Raw genomic sequence first — 17,220 nt, 5'->3', positions numbered from 1 at the left:
TTCAGCCTATCAGAAGCTGAAGTCCACCTTGGTCCACAGGGTGCGACCGGGCTCCTTGATCGCCTCGGGCTCGGCGGGGAAGCCGAAGCCGGCGTCACCGGCGAGGTTGAGGTGCTCGGCGTAGGCCTTGTCGAAGAGGTTGTCGACCCCGGCGCTGACCTTGATGTCACGGGTCAGGCGGTAGGCGCCATTGAGGGAGAACACCGCGAAGCCGCCGCTGCTGCCGAAGTCCTGCCCGACGACGTTGCCCTGCCCTTCGGCCACGCGGTTCTGCGCGGCCACCACGCGCCACAGGGCGCCGGCGCTCCAGGCGCCCTGCTCGTAGGCCAGGCTCAGGCGCGCTTCCAGCGGCGGCATCTGCGGCAGCGCACGGCCGTCGGAACTGTTCTTGCCCCAGGCGTAGGCCAGGGTGCCGTCGGTCTTCCAGTTCTCGTCCAGGCGGTAGGCCGCGCCCAGTTCGCCGCCCATGATGCGCGCGTCGATGTTATCGGCCCGCGAGGTGTCGCCCATCATCCCCGGGGTGTAGGTGAAGAGGATGTAGTCGCGCACCTGGCCGACGTAGCCGGACGCCCAGGCCTCCAGGTCGCCCTCGCTGTACTGCACGCCGAAGTCCAGCTGGGTGGTCTTCTCCGGCTTGACCCCATCGAAGGCGTTGCGCGAGCCGACCGGGCCCTGGTTGGGCGAGTACAGCTCCCAGTAGTCGGGGAAGCGCTGCACATGGCCGAGGCCGGCATAGAGGGTGGTGGCGCTGTCCAGATCGTGCTCGTAGCGCGCGAAGCCGCTGGGCAGGGTGTCGGCGCGGGTGTCGCCGAAGGTCGGGTTGGCCATGCCCATCATGCCCAGGGTGCGGCGGTAGTCCTTGGCATCGGAGCGGTCCAGGCGCGCGCCGGCCACCAGGCGGTCTCCCTCCTCCACGTACCAGGTCAGCTCGCCGAAGGCGCCGTAGCTGTGCATCAACGCATCACGGCTGCGGGGGAACTGGTCGGCGTCGGTGAAGGTGCCGCTCATCATCGAGTAGCGCGAGGCACGCTTGCGGTGCTCGCTGCGCATGGCGTCGAGGCCGGCCACCAGCTCCACCTCGCTCCACTTGAAGGTGGCGGCCATGCGCGCACCGAGGGTGCGGCGGTCCACCTGGGAGGCCATCGGCATGGGCATCGAGCTGGTCGGGTCGGGGTTGCGCAGGCGGAAGTTGTCCATCACGTGGTCGGCGTAGTTGTAGTAGACCTGCGCCTCCAGCTTGTCGAGCACGCCGCCGAGGTTGCTGCGCTCGAAGCGCAGGCCGAGGCTTTCCCGCAGGAACTGGCTGCCATCCATACCGCGCCCGGCGTAGCGGGACTCGCCGTTGCCACGCCCGGCGGAGAGCTCGACCAGGGTGTCGGCGTCCGGGGTCCAGCCGATGGCCACGTCGCCGTTCCACTTGTCCCAGCGCGAGGGCACGGTGTCGCCGTTGCCATCCTCGTAGTCGTCGGACTGGGAATGGTTGCCGGTGGCACGCAGGTAGCCGAGTTCGTTGCCCACGGCGCCATCCAGCACGCGGTCGAAGCGGCCGTTGGAACCGGCCAGCAGGCTGGCATGGAGGCGGCTGCCGAGCTCGCCGAAACGCTCCGGCTCACGCTCGAACAACACGGTGCCGGCCGAGGCGCCCGGGCCCCAGAGCACGGTCTGCGGGCCCTTGATCACGGTGAGCTTGTCGAAGGTCTCCGGCGAGATGTAGGAGCTGGGGGCGTCCATGCGCCCCGGGCAGGCACCGAGCATCAGGCCGCCGTTGGTGCGCAGGTTGAGGCGCGAGCCGAACATGCCGCGCAGCACCGGGTCGCCGTTGGTGCCGCCATTGCGGATGGCGGAGAAGCCGGGAATGGTCTTCAGGTAGTCGGCGCCATCGCTGGCCGGCACCGGCTGCCGAGCCTCCTTCGGGTCGGTGACGATGGTCAGCGGCGAGCTCTGCTGCACCGCGGTGATGACGGTGGCGCTGACCTCGATCGGTTCGGCGACGGGCGCGACGGGCGCCACGTGCTGCTCGTGGTCATGTTCATGGGCGACGGCGCCCGCGGCGAAGGCCAGGCCGGCGGCCAGGACGAAGGCGTGGCGCCAGCGCAGGCGCGCGGCATCGGGCTGGAAGGTGAAACGGCTGGAGCGGCAGGGGGCAGGCTGGTGCATGTGGATGCTTTCCATGATCTGAAATCGTTGGCGCCGTCACGCTCGGGCGACAGGCAGCTCGGGTCGGCGGCGTCAGCAGGACGGCCGCAGGCGCGGGGTTGTGATTTCAGAGGCAGGGAGAGGCGCGGGGATTGGCCGAGGGCCAGCAATAACGGGGGGGCGTGCGTGTACGGCGGTCCCGGGGCGGGCGCGGAAGCTCGCGGCGACGCTGGAGCCAGGACAGGCCGAGGAAGAAGAGGATGCCGAGGGTGACGGCGCTGCCCATCGGGCAGCTGAAACCGAGGCTGGAGAGCTGCGCCATGGCGCCGGACAGATCACCGTCGACGGAAGGCCCGTCGCTGCCGGTGGCCGAGCAGAAGGCGCCACCGAGCCCGCTGAGTTCCAGGCCCAATGCCTGGCCGTGGTGAATACCGCAGGCGAGCAGGTTGAACAGGACGCAGGCGTAGAGCATCCAGGCGATCAACGAGCGGTCGTGGCGGGCGGTTTTCATGGGCGGCGACTCTAGCACCGAAATTTCACGGCGAGAAAGCCGGCCCTTGTGGTGGATTGCCGCAGCCGATGTCGGATAGATCGCAGCAATCCGCTTGGCCGGAACGGCGTCACAACCGCTACAGTCGCACCTCCAATCCGCAGCGAGAACCCCGATGACCCGCCTCTACGATGCCCGCGGCAACCGCTATGTCGTCACCACACCCGAAGCGCTGCGCCAGCTCGGCATCGCCGTGCCACAGCACGCCGCCGACGCGGCGCGGCAGCGCGAGCACTGGAGCGCCGCCGCCATCGAGGCCCTCTGCACCTGGCCCGAGGGCGAGCGGCCGCAAGGCGCCAAGGGCCATCGCTCGGACGGGCTGCTGGTGGGCCCCTTCGGTGACGCTTCGCCCTGGGACCTGCTGATCGTCAACACCGACGGCAGCCTGACCGAACGCAGCGGCAACGGCATGACCCTTTTCGCCCAGTCCCTGCTCGACGACGGCCAGGTCTTGCCCAGCCAGGCCTTCGTCCTGCAGGTGCACCACGACAAGCCCGGCGGCGGCTCGCCGGTGGTCACGCCCATCGAGCCCGCCGAACGCGATGGGCACCCGGGCTTCTGGTTGCAGATGGGCGCACCGGGGTTCGGCCCCGAGGCGGTGGGTGCCGATGACGAGCATGTGGCCGCCACCGACTTCCACGGCCACCCGCTGAGCCGTGTCGACGCCCTGGCGCAGGTGAACCCCGAATGGCAGCGCAGCCAGTTCGTGCGCATCGGCAACCCTCATTGCGTGACCCTGCTGGACGATCCCGCCACGCTGCCGACCATGCCCTGGCTACGCAACGCCGACGCCCACGCGGCACTGGAGCGCATCGCCTACGCCGCGCCCATCGGCGCCGGCAACCCCTGCCCCGCCGGAGTCAACCTGCAATGGGCGGCGCGGGCAGCGGACGGCGCCATCGAGGCACGGGTGTTCGAACGCGGCGAAGGGGCGACCGAATCCTCCGGCAGCAGCGCCTGCGCCGTGGCCAGTGCCGCCTGGAAGGCCGGGCTGGTGGCGGCCGGTGATGTGCAGGTGCGCATGCCCGGCGGCACCGCGCCGCTGCGCCTGGAGCAACAGGGCGAGGCGCTGGTGGGCGTGTGGCTGTTCGGCGTGGGCACGCGGCTCGACGGCTGAGGTTCAGCCCGGCGCGGTGGCCTTGAGCCCGGCCAGCACCAGCTTCTGGTAGAGCTGCTCGCGCAGGCCACTGGGCGCGTGCAGGTCCATGCGCTGCAGGTGGCGGGTGTAGTCGGCGGGCTCCGGCAGGTCGAACAGGGTGGCCATGCCCAGTTCGAGGATCTCGCTGAGCTTGAGCTTGCTCTTCAACCAGCGCAGGGCACGCAACAGGTCCTGCTCCTCCGGCGTGAAGTCGCAGCCCAGCGGGTACTCGGCGAACAACCGGGGATGCTCGGCCTGCAACGCCAGCAGGCGCCAGGGGGTGTTCTGCCGGTAGAGCGGGTCGAGGGTGAAGTCAGCGGGCAGCTTGCCGGCCTTCTGCGCCTCGGCGATCAGGCCCTCCTGGAAGCGCGAGTCGGCGATGCGCAGCAGCGCTTCGATCACCTCGGCGTCGTTCTTGCCGCGCAGGTCGGCGATACCGTACTCGGTCACCACCAGGTCGCGCAGGTGCCGGGGAATGGTGGCGTGGCCGTATTCCCAGACGATGTTGGAACTGGCCTCACCGCCGGACTCACGCCAGCTGCGCAGCATCAGGATCGAGCGGGCGCCCTCCAGCTCGTGGGCCTGGGCGACGAAGTCGTACTGCCCACCGACGCCGCTGAGCACGCGGCCGTCCTCCAGCTGGTCGGCGGCGCTGGCGCCCAGCAGGGTGATGGTGAAGCAGCTGTTGACGAAGCGCGCGTCGCGGCGCTGCAGGCGCTTGAGCTCTTCGTCGCCGTGCAGGCGGTTGACGTAGCTGATGGCGGTCATGGCGATGCGCGACAACGGTCCGTCGCCCAGCTCGCGCAGACACTGGTAGAAGGCTTCGGGGCCGAGGAAGAAGCCGCCATGGATCAGCACCCCGCCGCGCACCTGGCCGAGCTGCTCGACCAGGGCCGCGCGGGTGGCGGCGTTCTCCACATCAGGGCTGAGCCGGCGCCCATCACCCAGCAGCAGCTGGCCACCATCGAGGCGCACGGCTTCGCCGAGCAGGCCATGGCGCTGCAGCCAGGCGAGGCTGTCGCCATCCAGCACGCGGGGCAGTTCATCGAGCAGTCCATCGAGGTCGGTCACGGCGCCGTGGGGGTCCAGCATGCCGGCGTTAGCCAGGCGTTGCAGGCGCACATCGGGGTAAACCGGACGGCGCACCACGCCCGCTTCCAGCAGCACCAGCAGGCCGAGCAGGAACATCTCGCTGTTGGCGTAGAGCCCCTGGGCAAAGGGCGCCAGGCCACCTTCTGCCTCCACCAGCGCACCCCAGCGCTGGGGCACCTCCAGGCCATCCAGCACCGCGCGGTAGCCGGCGTTATCCCCCTGGCGCGCCACCAGCGCGGCGGCCAGGCCGTCGGCCATGGCGCCGATGCCCACCTGCAGCGTGCCGCCGTCGCGCACCAGGGCGCTGGCGTGCAGGCCGATGGCATGGTCCTGCAGGCTCACCGGCATGTTGGGGGTGGAGAACAGGGTGCTGCGCTCGGGGGCATCCAGCACCAGGTCGAATTCGTCGGCGTCGATCTCCGCATCGCCCGGCATATAGGGCAAGGCCTCGTGCACCTGGGCGACGGTGAGGATGGTCTCCCCCGCCGCGCGGCGACGGCGCAGGCGCGGCAGCAGGTCGAGGGTGATATCGGGATTGCAGCTGAGGCTGAAGCACCCGGGGCTTTGCGGCCGCACGGCGACCATCTGCGCCACCAGGTTCAGGCCCTTGCGGTCGAGGTCCCGGGCCACCTGGCTGTAGTTGAGGCTGACGTAGCTCTGTTGGGCCTGGGGGTTGTCCAGCTGGCTGGCCGGCTGCAGGTAGAACTCCTCCACGCGGATATGCGCCGGCAGCTCGCCACAACGCAGGTCGCTGAGGTAATCGAGTTCGAGGTAATCGCCATACAGGCGGCGCAGGAAGGGGCCGGAGAAACGCTGTTCCAGCTCGCTGGCCGGTTGCGGCTTGGCCAGGGACAGCGCTGTGTAGAGGGTCAGCTGGCGTTCGGGCAGCGCCTTGACCCGCTGGTACAGCGCGTTGACGAAGCGGTTGGGCTTGCCCAGCCCCAGGGGGATGCCGAGGCGGATGGGCCCCTCGATCCGGCGCAGCACTTCATCCACGGCCTGTTCCAGCGAGCAGTTGGGCACCTGTCCTCTCCCTTGCAGATCGACGATGCAGGGTTGGACCGGCACGGCTGCGTTTTTGCTCAACGTGCGATGGGCTGCGATTCAAACGCTCGCTTGGATTGCGCTTTCCAGGAATTTTCAGGCAGCATCGACCGGGTGCTGGCATAGCACCTGCATTCTTACCAGCCCCAACCACCTACGCCGAGGCCTACTCATGCGCATCGTCCAAGCCACCCTGGAGCACCTGGACCTGCTGAACCCGCTGTTCGTCAAATACCGCGAGTTCTACGGCGAACTGCCCTTCCCCGATTCCTCACGCAAATTCCTCGAGAAGCGCCTGCGCCGCAAGGAGTCGGTGATCTACCTGGCCCTGGCCGATGACGACGACACCAAGATCCTCGGTTTCTGCCAGCTCTACCCGAGCTTCTCGTCCCTGTCGCTGAAGCGCGTGTGGATTCTCAACGACATCTATGTCGCCGAAGACGCCCGTCGCCAGCTGGTGGCCGACCGCCTGCTGCAGACCGCGAAGAAGATGGCCAAGGAAACCAACGCCGTGCGCATGCGCGTCTCCACCAGCGCCGGCAACGAGGTGGCGAAGAAGGTCTACGAGTCCATCGGCTTCCGCGAGGACAGCGAGTTCGTCAACTACATCCTGCCGATCCACGAAGACTGATCCACCCGCCGGGCGCCCCTCAGGCGCCCAGGCTCCGCCACAAGCCGATCACCAGCGGCACCGTAACCCGCACCACCCGGTGCAGCGGCCCTGTGGGCCTATCCAGCGGAAAACAATGGAAACAGTTGCAACCTTCATGCTGGAACAGGTGGCGACGGATGCTCGCCGTTGCCACATCGCTTGCCCCTATAATGCCGCTCGCCCGGCAGCAGAGCCGCCGCCGCAGAATCGACAAGGCGCCCCATGGATTTCAACCTGCTCGACCTGATCCTCCATCTCGACGAATACCTGAACCTGTTGGTCAGCAACTACGGCACCTGGATCTACGCCATCCTTTTCCTGGTCATCTTCTGCGAGACGGGCCTGGTGGTGATGCCCTTCCTGCCCGGTGATTCCCTGCTGTTCATCGCCGGCGCCATCTGCGCCAATGGCGCCATGGACCCCATCGTGCTCGGCGCCCTGCTGATGCTCGCGGCGATCATGGGCGACAGCACCAACTACATGATCGGGCGAACGACCGGCGAGCGGCTGTTCAACAAGCCCAACTCGAAGATCTTCCGCCGCGACTACCTGCAGCGCACCCACGAGTTCTACGACCGCCACGGCGGCAAGACCGTGACCCTGGCGCGCTTCCTGCCCATCGTGCGCACCTTCGCCCCCTTCGTCGCCGGCGTCGGCCGCATGCCCTACGGGCGCTTCCTGGCCTTCAGCGTCGTCGGCACCATCCTCTGGGTCGGCGGCCTGGTGACCCTCGGCTACTTCTTCGGCAACGTGCCCTTCATCAAGCAGAACCTGTCCGTGGGCGTGGTCGTCATCATCCTGCTGTCCCTGGTGCCCATGTTCATCGGCGTGGTGCATCGCCACCTGCGCCCGGCCGACGCCAGCGACAGCACCGAGCGCCCGGGCTGAGCCCATGTGGTCCCTGCGCAACTGGCGCCGGCGCCGCACGCTGGCGCGCAACCCGGTCGCTGACACGCTCTGGGCCGAGGTGCGCCAGGCGTTGCCGATACTCGACGGCATCAGCGCCGAAGAAGACCAGCGCCTGCGCGAACGCAGCGTGCTGTTCCTCCACGACAAGCACCTGAGCCTCCTGGGCGACGTCCAGCTCGCCCCGCGTGACCGCCTGATCCTCGCGGCCCAGGCCCAGCTGCCGCTGCTGCACCTGGGAGAACTGGGCTGGTACCAGGGCTTCCACGAACTGGTGATCTACCCCGACGATTTCGTCAGCCCCCAGCGCCACCGCGACAGCGCCGGCGTCGTCCATGAATGGGACGCCGAGCACAGCGGCGAAGCCTGGCTCCGCGGCCCGGTGGTGCTCGCCTGGCCCGGCGTGCAGGCCAGCGGCGGCTGGGAGGGCTACAACCTGGTGATCCACGAACTGGCACACAAGCTGGACATGCTCAACGGCGACGCCAACGGCCTGCCACCGCTGCACCGCGACATGCGCCAATCCGACTGGGCCGAGGCCATGCAGGCCGCCTACGACGAAATGAACGCCCGCCTCGATGAAAACGAAGACGCCGAGCTGCCCATCGACCCCTACGCGGCGGAAGACCCGGCGGAATTCTTCGCCGTCACCAGCGAGTACTTCTTCAGCGCCCCCGACCTGCTGCAGGCCGCCTACCCCGCCGTCTACACGCAGCTCGCGGCCTTCTACCGGCAGGACCCGGCCACGCGCCTGGCACGCCTGATCGACGAGCACCCGGACTATCGGAACACGACCAACGGATGAGCACGACGGCGTGGCGCCGCCCAATGAATGTGCATATAATCCGCCCACTTTTTTTGGCCCATTCCCAGGGAGTCGACCATGAGCTACAGCAAGATCCCGGCTGGCAAAGACCTGCCGAACGACATCTACGTCGCTATCGAAATCCCGGCCAACCACGCGCCGATCAAATACGAAATCGACAAGGACAGCGATTGCCTGTTCGTCGACCGTTTCATGGCCACCCCGATGTTCTACCCGGCCAACTACGGCTACATCCCCAACACCCTGGCTGACGACGGCGACCCGCTGGACGTGCTGGTCGTGACCCCGTATCCCGTCGCCCCCGGCGCCGTGATCCGCGCCCGTCCGGTCGGCGTCCTGCACATGACCGACGAAGCCGGCGGCGACGCCAAGCTTATCGCCGTCCCCCACGACAAGCTGTCCCAGCTGTACGTGGACATCAAGGAATACACCGACCTGCCGGCCCTACTGCTGGAACAGATCAAGCACTTCTTCGAGAACTACAAGGATCTCGAGAAAGGCAAATGGGTCAAGGTCGAAGGCTGGGGCAATGCTGACGCTGCCCGCGCCGAAATCGTCAAAGCGGTTGCGGCTTACCAAAAGTAAACCCCGACCTCTCATGGAAAGCCGGCCACAAGCCGGCTTTTTTATTGCCTGTGGAAAAGTCTCCAGTGCTGCGTTGTCACGCGATGGCGAGCTTTCCTACCTGTTGCAGATCCACATGCTGGCGAGCGATCCAGAGATCGTAGGCATCCTGCATGGCCAGCCAGCTTTCCGGCGAACGACCCAGCGCGACCGACAAGCGCAGCGCCATCTCGGGCGTGACACGGCTGGAACCCTTCAGGACACGGCTCAGGGTCGAGGGCGCAACACCTAGCTTTTCTGCCAATTCACGACCGCTGAAGCCGTTCGGCTCCAGATAGACACCGGTAATGAACTCACCGGGATGGGGTGGGTTGTGCATGCTCATCAGTGGTAATCCTCATAATCCAGGACATAGGCGTTGCCGTCGCGAAACTCGAAGGTCAGCCGCCAATTGCCACTCACCGTGATCGACCAGCGCCCGCGCATTTCGCCCTTGAGTGGGTGCAGGCGAAAGCCTGGAACGTCCATATCGTCAATTGTCATCGCCGTATTCAAAGCCGCCAGTTGCATCCGCAGCCGCTTGGCATGAACGGCCTGTACACCTGCCGTGCTGCCCGTTTCGAAGAGCTTGCGCAGCCCCTTGTGCTGGAAAGACTTGATCATTTCGAAAGCCTAGCATGTTGCGCAACACGCAACAAAATGAACCCATGAAGCGGTTCTGAAGCACTTCCTGGCACATCGGCTCGCCCAGCACTCCCCTCTTCCCTAAAGCCGGATCTCCACCCGCCTCTCCTCGAAATCGAGCGCCTCACCGCCCTCGATCAGCAGCCGGATGCTCGGCCCGAGCAGGTCCTGCCGTCCATCCAGCGGTTTCACTGGCAGATGTTCGAAACGCCGCTGGTTGGCGCTGACCTGTTCGAGTATTTGCCGGTCCTGGCGCAGGATCACCCCGAACAACCGCCGCAGCACCAAGCGCTTGAGCGCGGCGGGCAGCCAGCCGCGCGCGGTGGCGATGCGGGCGAACAGGCGCAGCCGGCCGTTGCCGACAGGCACGAGCCAGGCGCTGACCAGGAGGTTGAGGCCGCCCTTGCGGTCGCGGTATTCGATTTCCGCCAGCCCGGGCAGGCGGAAGCGTCCCATGCTGATGCCGCGCTCGCCTTCAAACAGCCGCGAGATCAACCCGGATTGTGTGCCCTCCTCGCTGTAGAGCGCCTCGACGCCGTCGGCCAGCGGGCGGACCCGGGCGCTGATCGCCTGCCGCTGCCGGTCGTGGCGAATCCAGCCGGCATGGACGAAGTGGGTGTGGAAGCCGTCGAGGAAGTTCTCCGCCGCCTCCAGCAGCGAGCACTCCACCTCGTCGGTGATCCAGAAGGTATCGAGCGCCTGCCGCTGCTCGGCCGGCGCCACCGGCAGGATGGCCGGCCGGTCACCTGCGGGGCTGACCCACACCAGCCCATGGGCCTCGCAACTGGGCAGGCTGTCGAGCAACGGCTTGTCGCAGCGCTCCAGTTCGGTGCCGGGCACGCGGGTGCAGCGCCCGTCGGCGGCGAAGCGCCAGCCGTGATACGGGCATTCGATCTGGCCGTCACGGACCTTGCCCGCGCTCAGTGGCGCGAAGCGGTGCGGGCAGCGGTCCGGCAAGGCGGCGGGCGTGCCGTCCTCCGCGCGGAACAGCACCAGTGGCAGGTCGTGCAACTGGCAGGCCAGGGGCTGCTTGCCGAGTTCGTGGCTGAGCGCCACCGGCCACCATCGGGCGGATGCAGTCATAGCCTGAGCTTCTTCATCATCGGCACGGCGATGCCATGCAGCAGGCGGCTGAGCAGGGTCCACACCAGGCGCCGGTGCCAGGGCAGGTGGGCAACGTGGATCAGGCTGTACTCGATCTCCGCCTGCCCGCCGCGCAGGCGCTTGAACCCGGCGGCACCGGAACTGAAGTTCAGCACCACCCGGCGCTCCACGGCCTCTTGCAGGCACAGGCGCGTCAGTTGCCGATAGAGCCCGGCCCGCTGGGGCAGCGCGGTGTCGTAGCCGACGATCGGGGCGCTGATCAGCGTCGCGTTGGCGAACCAGCCCAACGCCCCGTCGATCCGCCCGTCGGGGCCGCGCAGGGCGCGTATGTCGAGCCAGCCCTGCTCCTGGCCACGTTGCAGCCAGGCGGCGCTGTAATGGGGGTTGAGCCGGCAGTACTTGTCCAGGTACAGCAGGTTGTAGAGGTGCTCGATGCGCTGGAAATCGGCTTCGCTCAGCGCCGCGCCATCCACCACGTCATAGGGGCTGCGGCGCAGCAAGGTGGCGTCCAGGCGGGTGTTGTGATGCTTGAGGAACGCGGCTTCGCCTCCGGCACGGCCATCGAACAGGTAGACCTGGCGGCTGGGAATGCTCAGGTAGCCGAGGCCCTCCAGCCGCTCGCGCAGCGCGCGGTTGCTGGCGTCGTTGAGCGAGCGGAAACCGAAGCCGCTGTCGGGAAACTCCGCCTTCAACAATGCCGTGATCGCCGGCAACTCATCGAGGTCCCAGCCCGCCGGGTAGAGGTTGGTGGACAGCAGCCAGTTGTTCACCTGCGCCAGCCTGTCCACCTTGGCCAGGCGCAGCAGGCGGTCGACCCCCAGGGTCAGCAGGGTGAGCGGCCAGGTCAGCCAGGGCTTGCCGAGGCGCTTGATCTCTTCACGGGCGTAGCCGCTGTAGGCGGTGCGCGGTGACACCACGTAGCAATTGCCTTCCGGCTCGCCACCGTCGGTGATGCTGACGGGGAACTGCTGGGTGCCGGTATCGAGCAACGCCAGGCGCGTGGTCACATTGCCGACCAGGCGCGCACTGGCGCAGGCCTTTACATAGGTGCGCGCCAGGCTGTCACCCTCGCCTGCGGGCTCGGCCAGGAGCTGTTCGGCAGGCAGCAGCCTCATCGCGGCGCCTCGCCCAGGGGCTGGCCGTTCCATTCGATGTCCGCCGTGGAGGCGGCCAGCAGGCCGCAACGCCGGGTCAGGGCGCGGGCGATGATTTCCGACAGCCCCAGCAATTGCGTGGTCAGGGGCCAGTAGTCCCCCTGCTGGACCACCACATCGCGGGCGGCGGCGTAGTCCTGCCAGAAGGGTGCGCTGAAGGCCCGTTGCGGCGCCGCCAGCAACAGCACCGCCAGGGCGACCATGCGCGGTGCGGGCGTGGCTTCCAGCAGTTGTCCGGAGGCAGCCCCCAGGCTGGCCACCAACTGCCGGCGCTGGTCGTCGAACAGGTGCACGCCGCTGGTTGCCCGGGGGTTGCATTCCAGTACATGGAAACGCCCGGCGCGGTCTTCGATGAAGTCGAACCCCACCTGGCCGGTGTAGCCAGTTTCCCGGCCAAAGCGCTCGAGAAACTCGCGGATCGGTTGCGGCAGCTCGGGCTGGAAGTAGATACCCGAGCCCCGGCCCACCCGGTAGCGCGGGTGATAGCAGCTGTGGGCGCGCAACTCGCCGTCCACCAGCAGGCTGAAGCTGCAGAGCTCGCGCCCCTCGATGAAGCGCTGCGCCACCCAGGGCGCCGCAGCCGTCGGCTGGACCTTGCCTAGTTGTACTGCGCTGGGGCGGATCAGGGTCTGCGAGGCGAAACGCGAGTAGGCCGGCTTGAACACCCACTGCGCGGCCTCGTCGGCGAAGCGCTGCAGGGCCTGGCTGTCGGCCAGCAGATGGGTTTCGGGCGCACTCAGCGCCCAGCCCTCGGTCATGGCGGCGAAGCGCCCCTTGTGGTGCAGGCGGTGCAGCAGGGTGAAGTCACTGGTCAGCACTCGGCACAGCGGTGCCAGCCTTGCCAGGCCGTGGGAGAGGTAGAACACCTCCTCGCAGGTCGGCAGCAGCAGGTCGATGCCCTGCGCCTGGATCACCGCCGCCAGCGCTTCGACCCAGGCCGCCGGGTTTTGCCGGGGCTCCGGCAGGCGCACGAAATGCTGCGCCGAACGGCTGAAGCGGCTGAGCGGCAGGCTCAGCGAATCGCCGACGCTGACCGTCCAGCCAGCCTCGTCGAAGGCACGCGCCCACTCCAGGCAGGCCGGCGCACGGGCGCCGAGAATCAGTACGTGCATGGCAGGCCCTCGGGCAGTTCCAGGAGTTTCAATCGGCGGCGCTTGGCCTCGGGTGGCGCAGGTTGCCAGTGCCCGAACCCCAGCGCCGGTGGGCGCACGCCCAACTGGGCGCACAGCGCGCGGAGGCTGTCGCCGAGCGCCAGGCAGGCGTCGTCGTGGTCGCTGGCGGCGCGCAGGTTGACTTGCCACGCCAACCCGCGCTGATGGATCTCGTATTCCTGCAAGGCCGCCCCGTGCATCAGCAGGGTGCGGCGCAGCACATCGGGGTAGAGCGCGAGCAACTGCCGGCCCGGCAGGTCGGGCAGCCAGAGGATGTCGTCGGCGCGCCCCTCGATGGCGGCGATGGCCCGCTCGACACGCCCGCAGGCGCACGGCGCCTCGGCCACCCGCAACACATCGTTGAGGCGGTAGCGCACGATCATCTGCGTGCGCCGGGAGAAGTCGGTGATGATCGGTTGAAAGCGCGTGCGCCCGGCATCCAGCCACTCCGGCTCGATATGCAGGTGGCACTCGTTCAGGTGCAGGGTGCCGCGCTCGCAGGTGTAGCCGAGGAAGCCTTCGCTGGCCTGGTAGATCTGCTGCGGTGCCACACCGAACGCACTGCGCACCGCCTCCGCATCCTCCGCTTCGAGCACCTCGGCAACCGAGAGGATATGGCTCGGGCGGATGCTCAGGCGCCCGGCGAGCGCCGCCTCGGCTAGGCCGCGCAACACGGTGGCCGGGGCCACCAGCACATCGGGGGCATGGGCTTCGAGGCGCGCCAGCGACGGCTCCAGCCCCAGGGTCAGGTCATAGAAGCCGAAGTCGATCCGCCGGCTGGAAAGCGTGGTGTACAGGCGGCTGTTGGCACGCAGGTAGAAGGCGATGCGCAAGGCCGGGCGCCAGGGCGTCAGCAGGCGCGGCAACAGGTGCCGGGGCAGGGTCTTCGCCAGCAGGATGCCGGCCCAGCGCTGGCGCTCTTCGCTGCTGACCAGGAACACGCCCTGGTTGCCCGAGGTGCCGCTCGACAGGCCGACGGTGATATCGCCCAGAGTCGGGCTGAAATCCCGCGACGCCTCCGCCTGCCGCGCGATCGGCAACACCTCCTCCAGGCTCAGGCCGCAGCTGTTGAAGCCGGCGAAATCCCCCATCAGCGTGGCCTTGTCCATCAGCGGCAGGCTGGCCAGGTCGGTGATGGCCCGCCCCTGGAAGCGCCCGGCACGGGGCAGCACGTCCCGCAGGAAGTGCCGCAGCTGCCTGGCCTGCCAGGCCTCCAGCTGCTCGCGTCGGGTGAAGCGCAGGCGGTAACGGCTGTGGATGAAACTCGCGATGCTGCGCAGGGCGCCGAGAGCCCGCTCAGCGCTCATCCTCGAACGCCTCCCAGGCCTGGGTGCAGTGGGAAGGCAGCACGGCGACGGCGGGTTCGTTGCGGATCAACGCCCCCAGGCCGGCATAGGTCTGGCGGTACTGCCCGGCGTCGTGGCCGGCGAACCACAGCGCCGGTGGCGCCGGCAGCCGACCCGCGCGGCAGGCGGGCACCGACCAGCAGGCATCCGCCACCAGGAACACCGGGCGCCCCTGGGCATCGGGGATGAACAAGCCGAGCTGGCCCTCGCTATGCCCCGGCAGCGGCACGCCCACCAGGCTGCCATCGCCCAGCAGGTCGAAGCCCTGGTCGAAGGGCTGCATCCACGCCGGCAGATCACAGCGGCGGCACGCATCGGCCAGGCGCACGCGGGCACCGAAGTCATCGGGCAGCAGCGTCGGCAGGTGGCCGCCCAGGGTCGCGCGCCAGCGCCGGCCACGCAGGCTTTCGATATGCCGGCGGTCAGCGTCGAGCGCGATGAACGAGGCCTTGGGGAAGTCCCGCAGCCCGGCGATATGGTCGCTGTGGAAGTGCGAAATGATCACCGTGCGGATGTCGTCCGGGGTGATGCCCAAGGCCTGCAATTGCGCGTGCAGCCGCTCCTGCACCGGCAGCTCCACGGGAACCGCCTGGCGGAACAGGCGCTCGGGCAGGGCCTGGGTGGCCTGGAAGAAGTGCTCGGAGTAACCGGTGTCGTACAGCAGCCAGCCCTCCTCGGGGTGGCGGATCAACCCGCAGAGCGCCGGGAACTCGGTTTTCGCCCAGCGCCCGCCGCGGTCCGCCATGCACTCCAGGTGCCGGCACCAGCCGGCGCGCAGGATGTTGAGACTGACGGTGCGGCTCATGGGCGTACTCCTGGTTGGGCCAGCCACCACTGCGCGTGCTGGCGGATGCCTTCGTCCTGGGTGATCACCGGGCGGTAGCCCAGCTCGTCGTGGAGGGCCTGGAGGTCCAGGGTCTGGCTGAAGGCGAGCACACCGGCGCCATAGCGGGTGATCAGCGGCTCGCCACTGTCGCGCAGGCGCGCACTGGCTTCCAGGCCACGGGCAATGAGGTCCACCAACCGCCAGGGCAACCGGCGGGTGCGCAGCTCCAGCTGGAAGGCGGCGGCGACCTTGTGCAGCAGGTCTTCGAAGGCCAGCGGCGTACCGTTGCTGACGTTGTAGGTGCACAGGGCCCTGGGCAACGGCTGGTTGAGGCCCAGCCAGATCGCCTGGACCAGGTTGTCGACGCAGGTCAGGTCCAGTTGCGCGCGCCCGCCGCGCATCAGCGGAATCGGCCCACGCTGCATGACCCGCAGCAGGCGCGGCAACAGGGTGCCGTCCCAGGGGCCGAACACCGCGCGCGGGCGCAGCAGCACCGCCTCGGGCAGGCCGGCCGCGCGCACCCGCTCCTCGGCCAGGCCCTTGCTGCGGGCATATTCGTTGACCGGTGGCGGCAAGGGCTCGTCCTCGCGCACGCCGAGGCGATCGCGGAAGGCGAAGTACAGGCTCGGCGTGGAGATATGCACCAGGCGCTTCACGCCATTGGCCTCGCAGGCCTGGAGCACCTCCTCGGTGGACGCCACGTTGGCATCCGCGAACGCCTGGACCGAGCCCCAGGGCGAGGACAGCGCCGCGCAATGGACGATGGCCGCGCAGCCCTGGCTGGCCTCCCGCAAGGTCGCGGCCGCCGTCGGGGAGCCGTGCTCCACCGGCACCCAGCGCAGGGGGCCGGGGCTGTGCTGGATCACCTCGGCCGCCGCCGTGGCGTTGCGCCCCGTGAAGACCACCTCGCAGCCTTCGGCCACCAGGCGCCAGGCGATATGGCGGCCGACGAAGCCGCTGCCACCGGTAACCAGAATCTTCATCAGTACTCCAGGATCATGCCGCCGAGGGACAGGCCCGCGCCGGTGCCGATCAGCAGCAAGCGTTGCCCGCGCTGGATGCGGCCGTCGCGGATGGCGATATCCAGCGCCGTGGGCAGCGAGGCGGCGACCTGGTTGCCGTGCATGGCGAAGATGTCGATGACCTTGTCGCGTTTGAAGCCCAGGCGCCGCGTCGCGTGCTGCATGGCGCGGTGGCTGGCCTGGTGGGGGATGACCCAATCGATCTGCGCCTGGGTCAGCCCGGCCTGGCTCAGCAGCTCGTCCTTCATGGCGGGCAGGTGCTTGGCCGCCAGGCGGAACACGCCCTTGCCGTGCATGGCGAAGCTGGTCAGCGGCTCGAAGGGCACATCGATGCGCCGCGGGTGATAGCGCGAGCCGCCACCGGGTATTTCGCACAGGTGTGCGCCTTCGGAATAGGTGCGCAGGCTGGAGGCGATGATCTTCGGCCCGCCATCGCCAAGGCCCAGCACCACCGCAGCGGCACCGTCGCCGAAGATCCCGCAGACCTCCACCTGCTGCCAGTCCAACCCGCAGGAGGCGATGTCCGAGCACACCAGCAGGATGCGTCGATAACGCCCGGCACTCAGCGGCCACGACAGGGTATCGACGGCGGCGAGAAAGCCCAGGCAGCTGGCGTTGACATCCAGCGCCGGGATGCCCGACTGCCCCAGCCCCAGTTCGAGGTGCAGCAGCGCGGCGTTGCTGGGCATGCCCTGGTCCATAGTGCCGCTGGCGCAGGCGACCAGGTCCACCTGCTGCGGCTCCAGGCCGGCGGCGGCGAGGGCGCGGCGGGCCGCCAGGGCACCGAGGCTGGCAGCGGTCTCCCGGGGGCTCGCGACATGCCGCTGGATGACCCCGCTGATACGCGCCACGCTGCCAGCGCGCAGGTTGAGGCGGACATCCAGCTCGGTGCTGGTAACGATGCGTTCGGGCAAGGCGTGCCCGGAACCGAGGATGGATACGGGCCTGGCGGGCAGGTGCGCGGGGGGTGAAGTCTGCATTCAAGTTCCGTTTGGATAAGTTGAGCCGTCCCGGCGGCATGGCGC

Annotated in this window: 17 protein-coding genes; 5 read left to right on the top strand and 12 right to left on the bottom strand. The window is 68.5% G+C overall.

The window, feature by feature from the left end; translation table 11 throughout:
- Positions 1–9 precede the first annotated feature (9 nt).
- Positions 10–2,157: a TonB-dependent copper receptor gene (locus tag PSm6_RS14340; protein WP_265170424.1), complete on the bottom strand. Its 2,148-nt coding sequence runs from the start codon at positions 2,155–2,157 to the stop codon at positions 10–12.
- Positions 2,158–2,263: 106 nt separating this feature from the next.
- Positions 2,264–2,647 carry a DUF2946 family protein gene (locus PSm6_RS14335; protein WP_263404124.1) on the bottom strand — a complete coding sequence of 128 codons (384 nt, stop codon included), beginning with the start codon at positions 2,645–2,647 and terminating at the stop codon, positions 2,264–2,266.
- A 154-nt stretch (positions 2,648–2,801) separates the two neighbouring features.
- Between PSm6_RS14335 and PSm6_RS14330 the strand changes: the two genes are divergently transcribed.
- Positions 2,802–3,803 carry a diaminopimelate epimerase gene (locus PSm6_RS14330; protein ID WP_265170423.1) on the top strand — a complete coding sequence of 334 codons (1,002 nt, stop codon included), beginning with the start codon at positions 2,802–2,804 and terminating at the stop codon, positions 3,801–3,803.
- Positions 3,804–3,806: 3 nt separating this feature from the next.
- On the opposite strand, the gene PSm6_RS14325 is transcribed toward PSm6_RS14330, so the two are convergent.
- Positions 3,807–5,939 carry an acetyl-CoA hydrolase/transferase C-terminal domain-containing protein gene (locus PSm6_RS14325; RefSeq protein ID WP_265170422.1) on the bottom strand — a complete coding sequence of 711 codons (2,133 nt, stop codon included), beginning with the start codon at positions 5,937–5,939 and terminating at the stop codon, positions 3,807–3,809.
- Positions 5,940–6,132: 193 nt separating this feature from the next.
- Here PSm6_RS14325 and PSm6_RS14320 point away from each other — a divergent pair, with 193 nt between their 5' ends.
- The 4 genes from PSm6_RS14320 (at position 6,133) to ppa (ending at position 8,929) form a co-directional block, all read left to right on the top strand.
- A complete protein-coding gene (locus PSm6_RS14320; RefSeq protein WP_021216750.1) occupies positions 6,133–6,591 on the top strand; it encodes a GNAT family N-acetyltransferase in 459 nt (152 codons plus the stop codon).
- 243 nt (positions 6,592–6,834) lie between these two features.
- Positions 6,835–7,500, top strand: a complete 666-nt coding sequence (locus PSm6_RS14315) for a DedA family protein (RefSeq protein ID WP_021216751.1) — start codon at positions 6,835–6,837, stop codon at positions 7,498–7,500.
- A gap of 4 nt (positions 7,501–7,504) precedes the next feature.
- Positions 7,505–8,323 carry a M90 family metallopeptidase gene (locus PSm6_RS14310; protein ID WP_021216752.1) on the top strand — a complete coding sequence of 273 codons (819 nt, stop codon included), beginning with the start codon at positions 7,505–7,507 and terminating at the stop codon, positions 8,321–8,323.
- A gap of 78 nt (positions 8,324–8,401) precedes the next feature.
- Entirely contained in the window at positions 8,402–8,929 is a 528-nt protein-coding gene (ppa, locus tag PSm6_RS14305; protein WP_021216753.1) for an inorganic diphosphatase, read from the top strand.
- Positions 8,930–9,005: 76 nt separating this feature from the next.
- On the opposite strand, the gene PSm6_RS14300 is transcribed toward ppa, so the two are convergent.
- The 9 genes from PSm6_RS14300 to PSm6_RS14260 form a co-directional block, all read right to left on the bottom strand.
- Positions 9,006–9,293 (bottom strand): HigA family addiction module antitoxin, encoded by a 288-nt coding sequence (locus PSm6_RS14300; protein ID WP_265170421.1) that lies wholly within the window; start codon positions 9,291–9,293, stop codon positions 9,006–9,008.
- The gene (locus PSm6_RS14295) at positions 9,293–9,571 is read right to left on the bottom strand and encodes a type II toxin-antitoxin system RelE/ParE family toxin (protein ID WP_265170420.1); all 279 of its coding nucleotides are present in this window, start codon (positions 9,569–9,571) and stop codon (positions 9,293–9,295) included. The genes PSm6_RS14300 and PSm6_RS14295 overlap by 1 nt, the downstream gene beginning before the upstream one ends.
- A gap of 102 nt (positions 9,572–9,673) precedes the next feature.
- A complete protein-coding gene (locus PSm6_RS14290) occupies positions 9,674–10,675 on the bottom strand; it encodes a Rieske 2Fe-2S domain-containing protein (RefSeq protein ID WP_265170419.1) in 1,002 nt (333 codons plus the stop codon).
- Positions 10,672–11,811, bottom strand: a complete 1,140-nt coding sequence (locus PSm6_RS14285; RefSeq protein WP_265170418.1) for a hypothetical protein — start codon at positions 11,809–11,811, stop codon at positions 10,672–10,674. Before PSm6_RS14285 ends, PSm6_RS14290 begins: the two co-directional genes overlap by 4 nt.
- Entirely contained in the window at positions 11,808–12,962 is a 1,155-nt protein-coding gene (locus tag PSm6_RS14280) for an ATP-grasp domain-containing protein (RefSeq protein WP_265170417.1), read from the bottom strand. Before PSm6_RS14280 ends, PSm6_RS14285 begins: the two co-directional genes overlap by 4 nt.
- A complete protein-coding gene (locus PSm6_RS14275; protein ID WP_265170416.1) occupies positions 12,950–14,308 on the bottom strand; it encodes a F390 synthetase-related protein in 1,359 nt (452 codons plus the stop codon). The genes PSm6_RS14280 and PSm6_RS14275 overlap by 13 nt, the downstream gene beginning before the upstream one ends.
- Positions 14,298–15,152, bottom strand: a complete 855-nt coding sequence (locus PSm6_RS14270; RefSeq protein WP_265170415.1) for an MBL fold metallo-hydrolase — start codon at positions 15,150–15,152, stop codon at positions 14,298–14,300. Before PSm6_RS14270 ends, PSm6_RS14275 begins: the two co-directional genes overlap by 11 nt.
- Positions 15,149–16,156 carry an NAD-dependent epimerase/dehydratase family protein gene (locus tag PSm6_RS14265; RefSeq protein ID WP_265170414.1) on the bottom strand — a complete coding sequence of 336 codons (1,008 nt, stop codon included), beginning with the start codon at positions 16,154–16,156 and terminating at the stop codon, positions 15,149–15,151. Before PSm6_RS14265 ends, PSm6_RS14270 begins: the two co-directional genes overlap by 4 nt.
- Positions 16,156–17,175, bottom strand: coding sequence for a beta-ketoacyl-ACP synthase 3 (locus PSm6_RS14260; protein ID WP_021216762.1), 1,020 nt, complete (start codon positions 17,173–17,175; stop codon positions 16,156–16,158). Before PSm6_RS14260 ends, PSm6_RS14265 begins: the two co-directional genes overlap by 1 nt.
- Positions 17,176–17,220 lie beyond the last annotated feature (45 nt).

It is taken from the genome of Pseudomonas solani, assembly GCF_026072635.1.
GTDB lineage: Bacteria > Pseudomonadota > Gammaproteobacteria > Pseudomonadales > Pseudomonadaceae > Metapseudomonas > Metapseudomonas solani.
The sequence above is the reverse complement of the archived record's forward strand: the minus strand, read 5'-3'. Positions and strand labels throughout refer to the sequence as shown.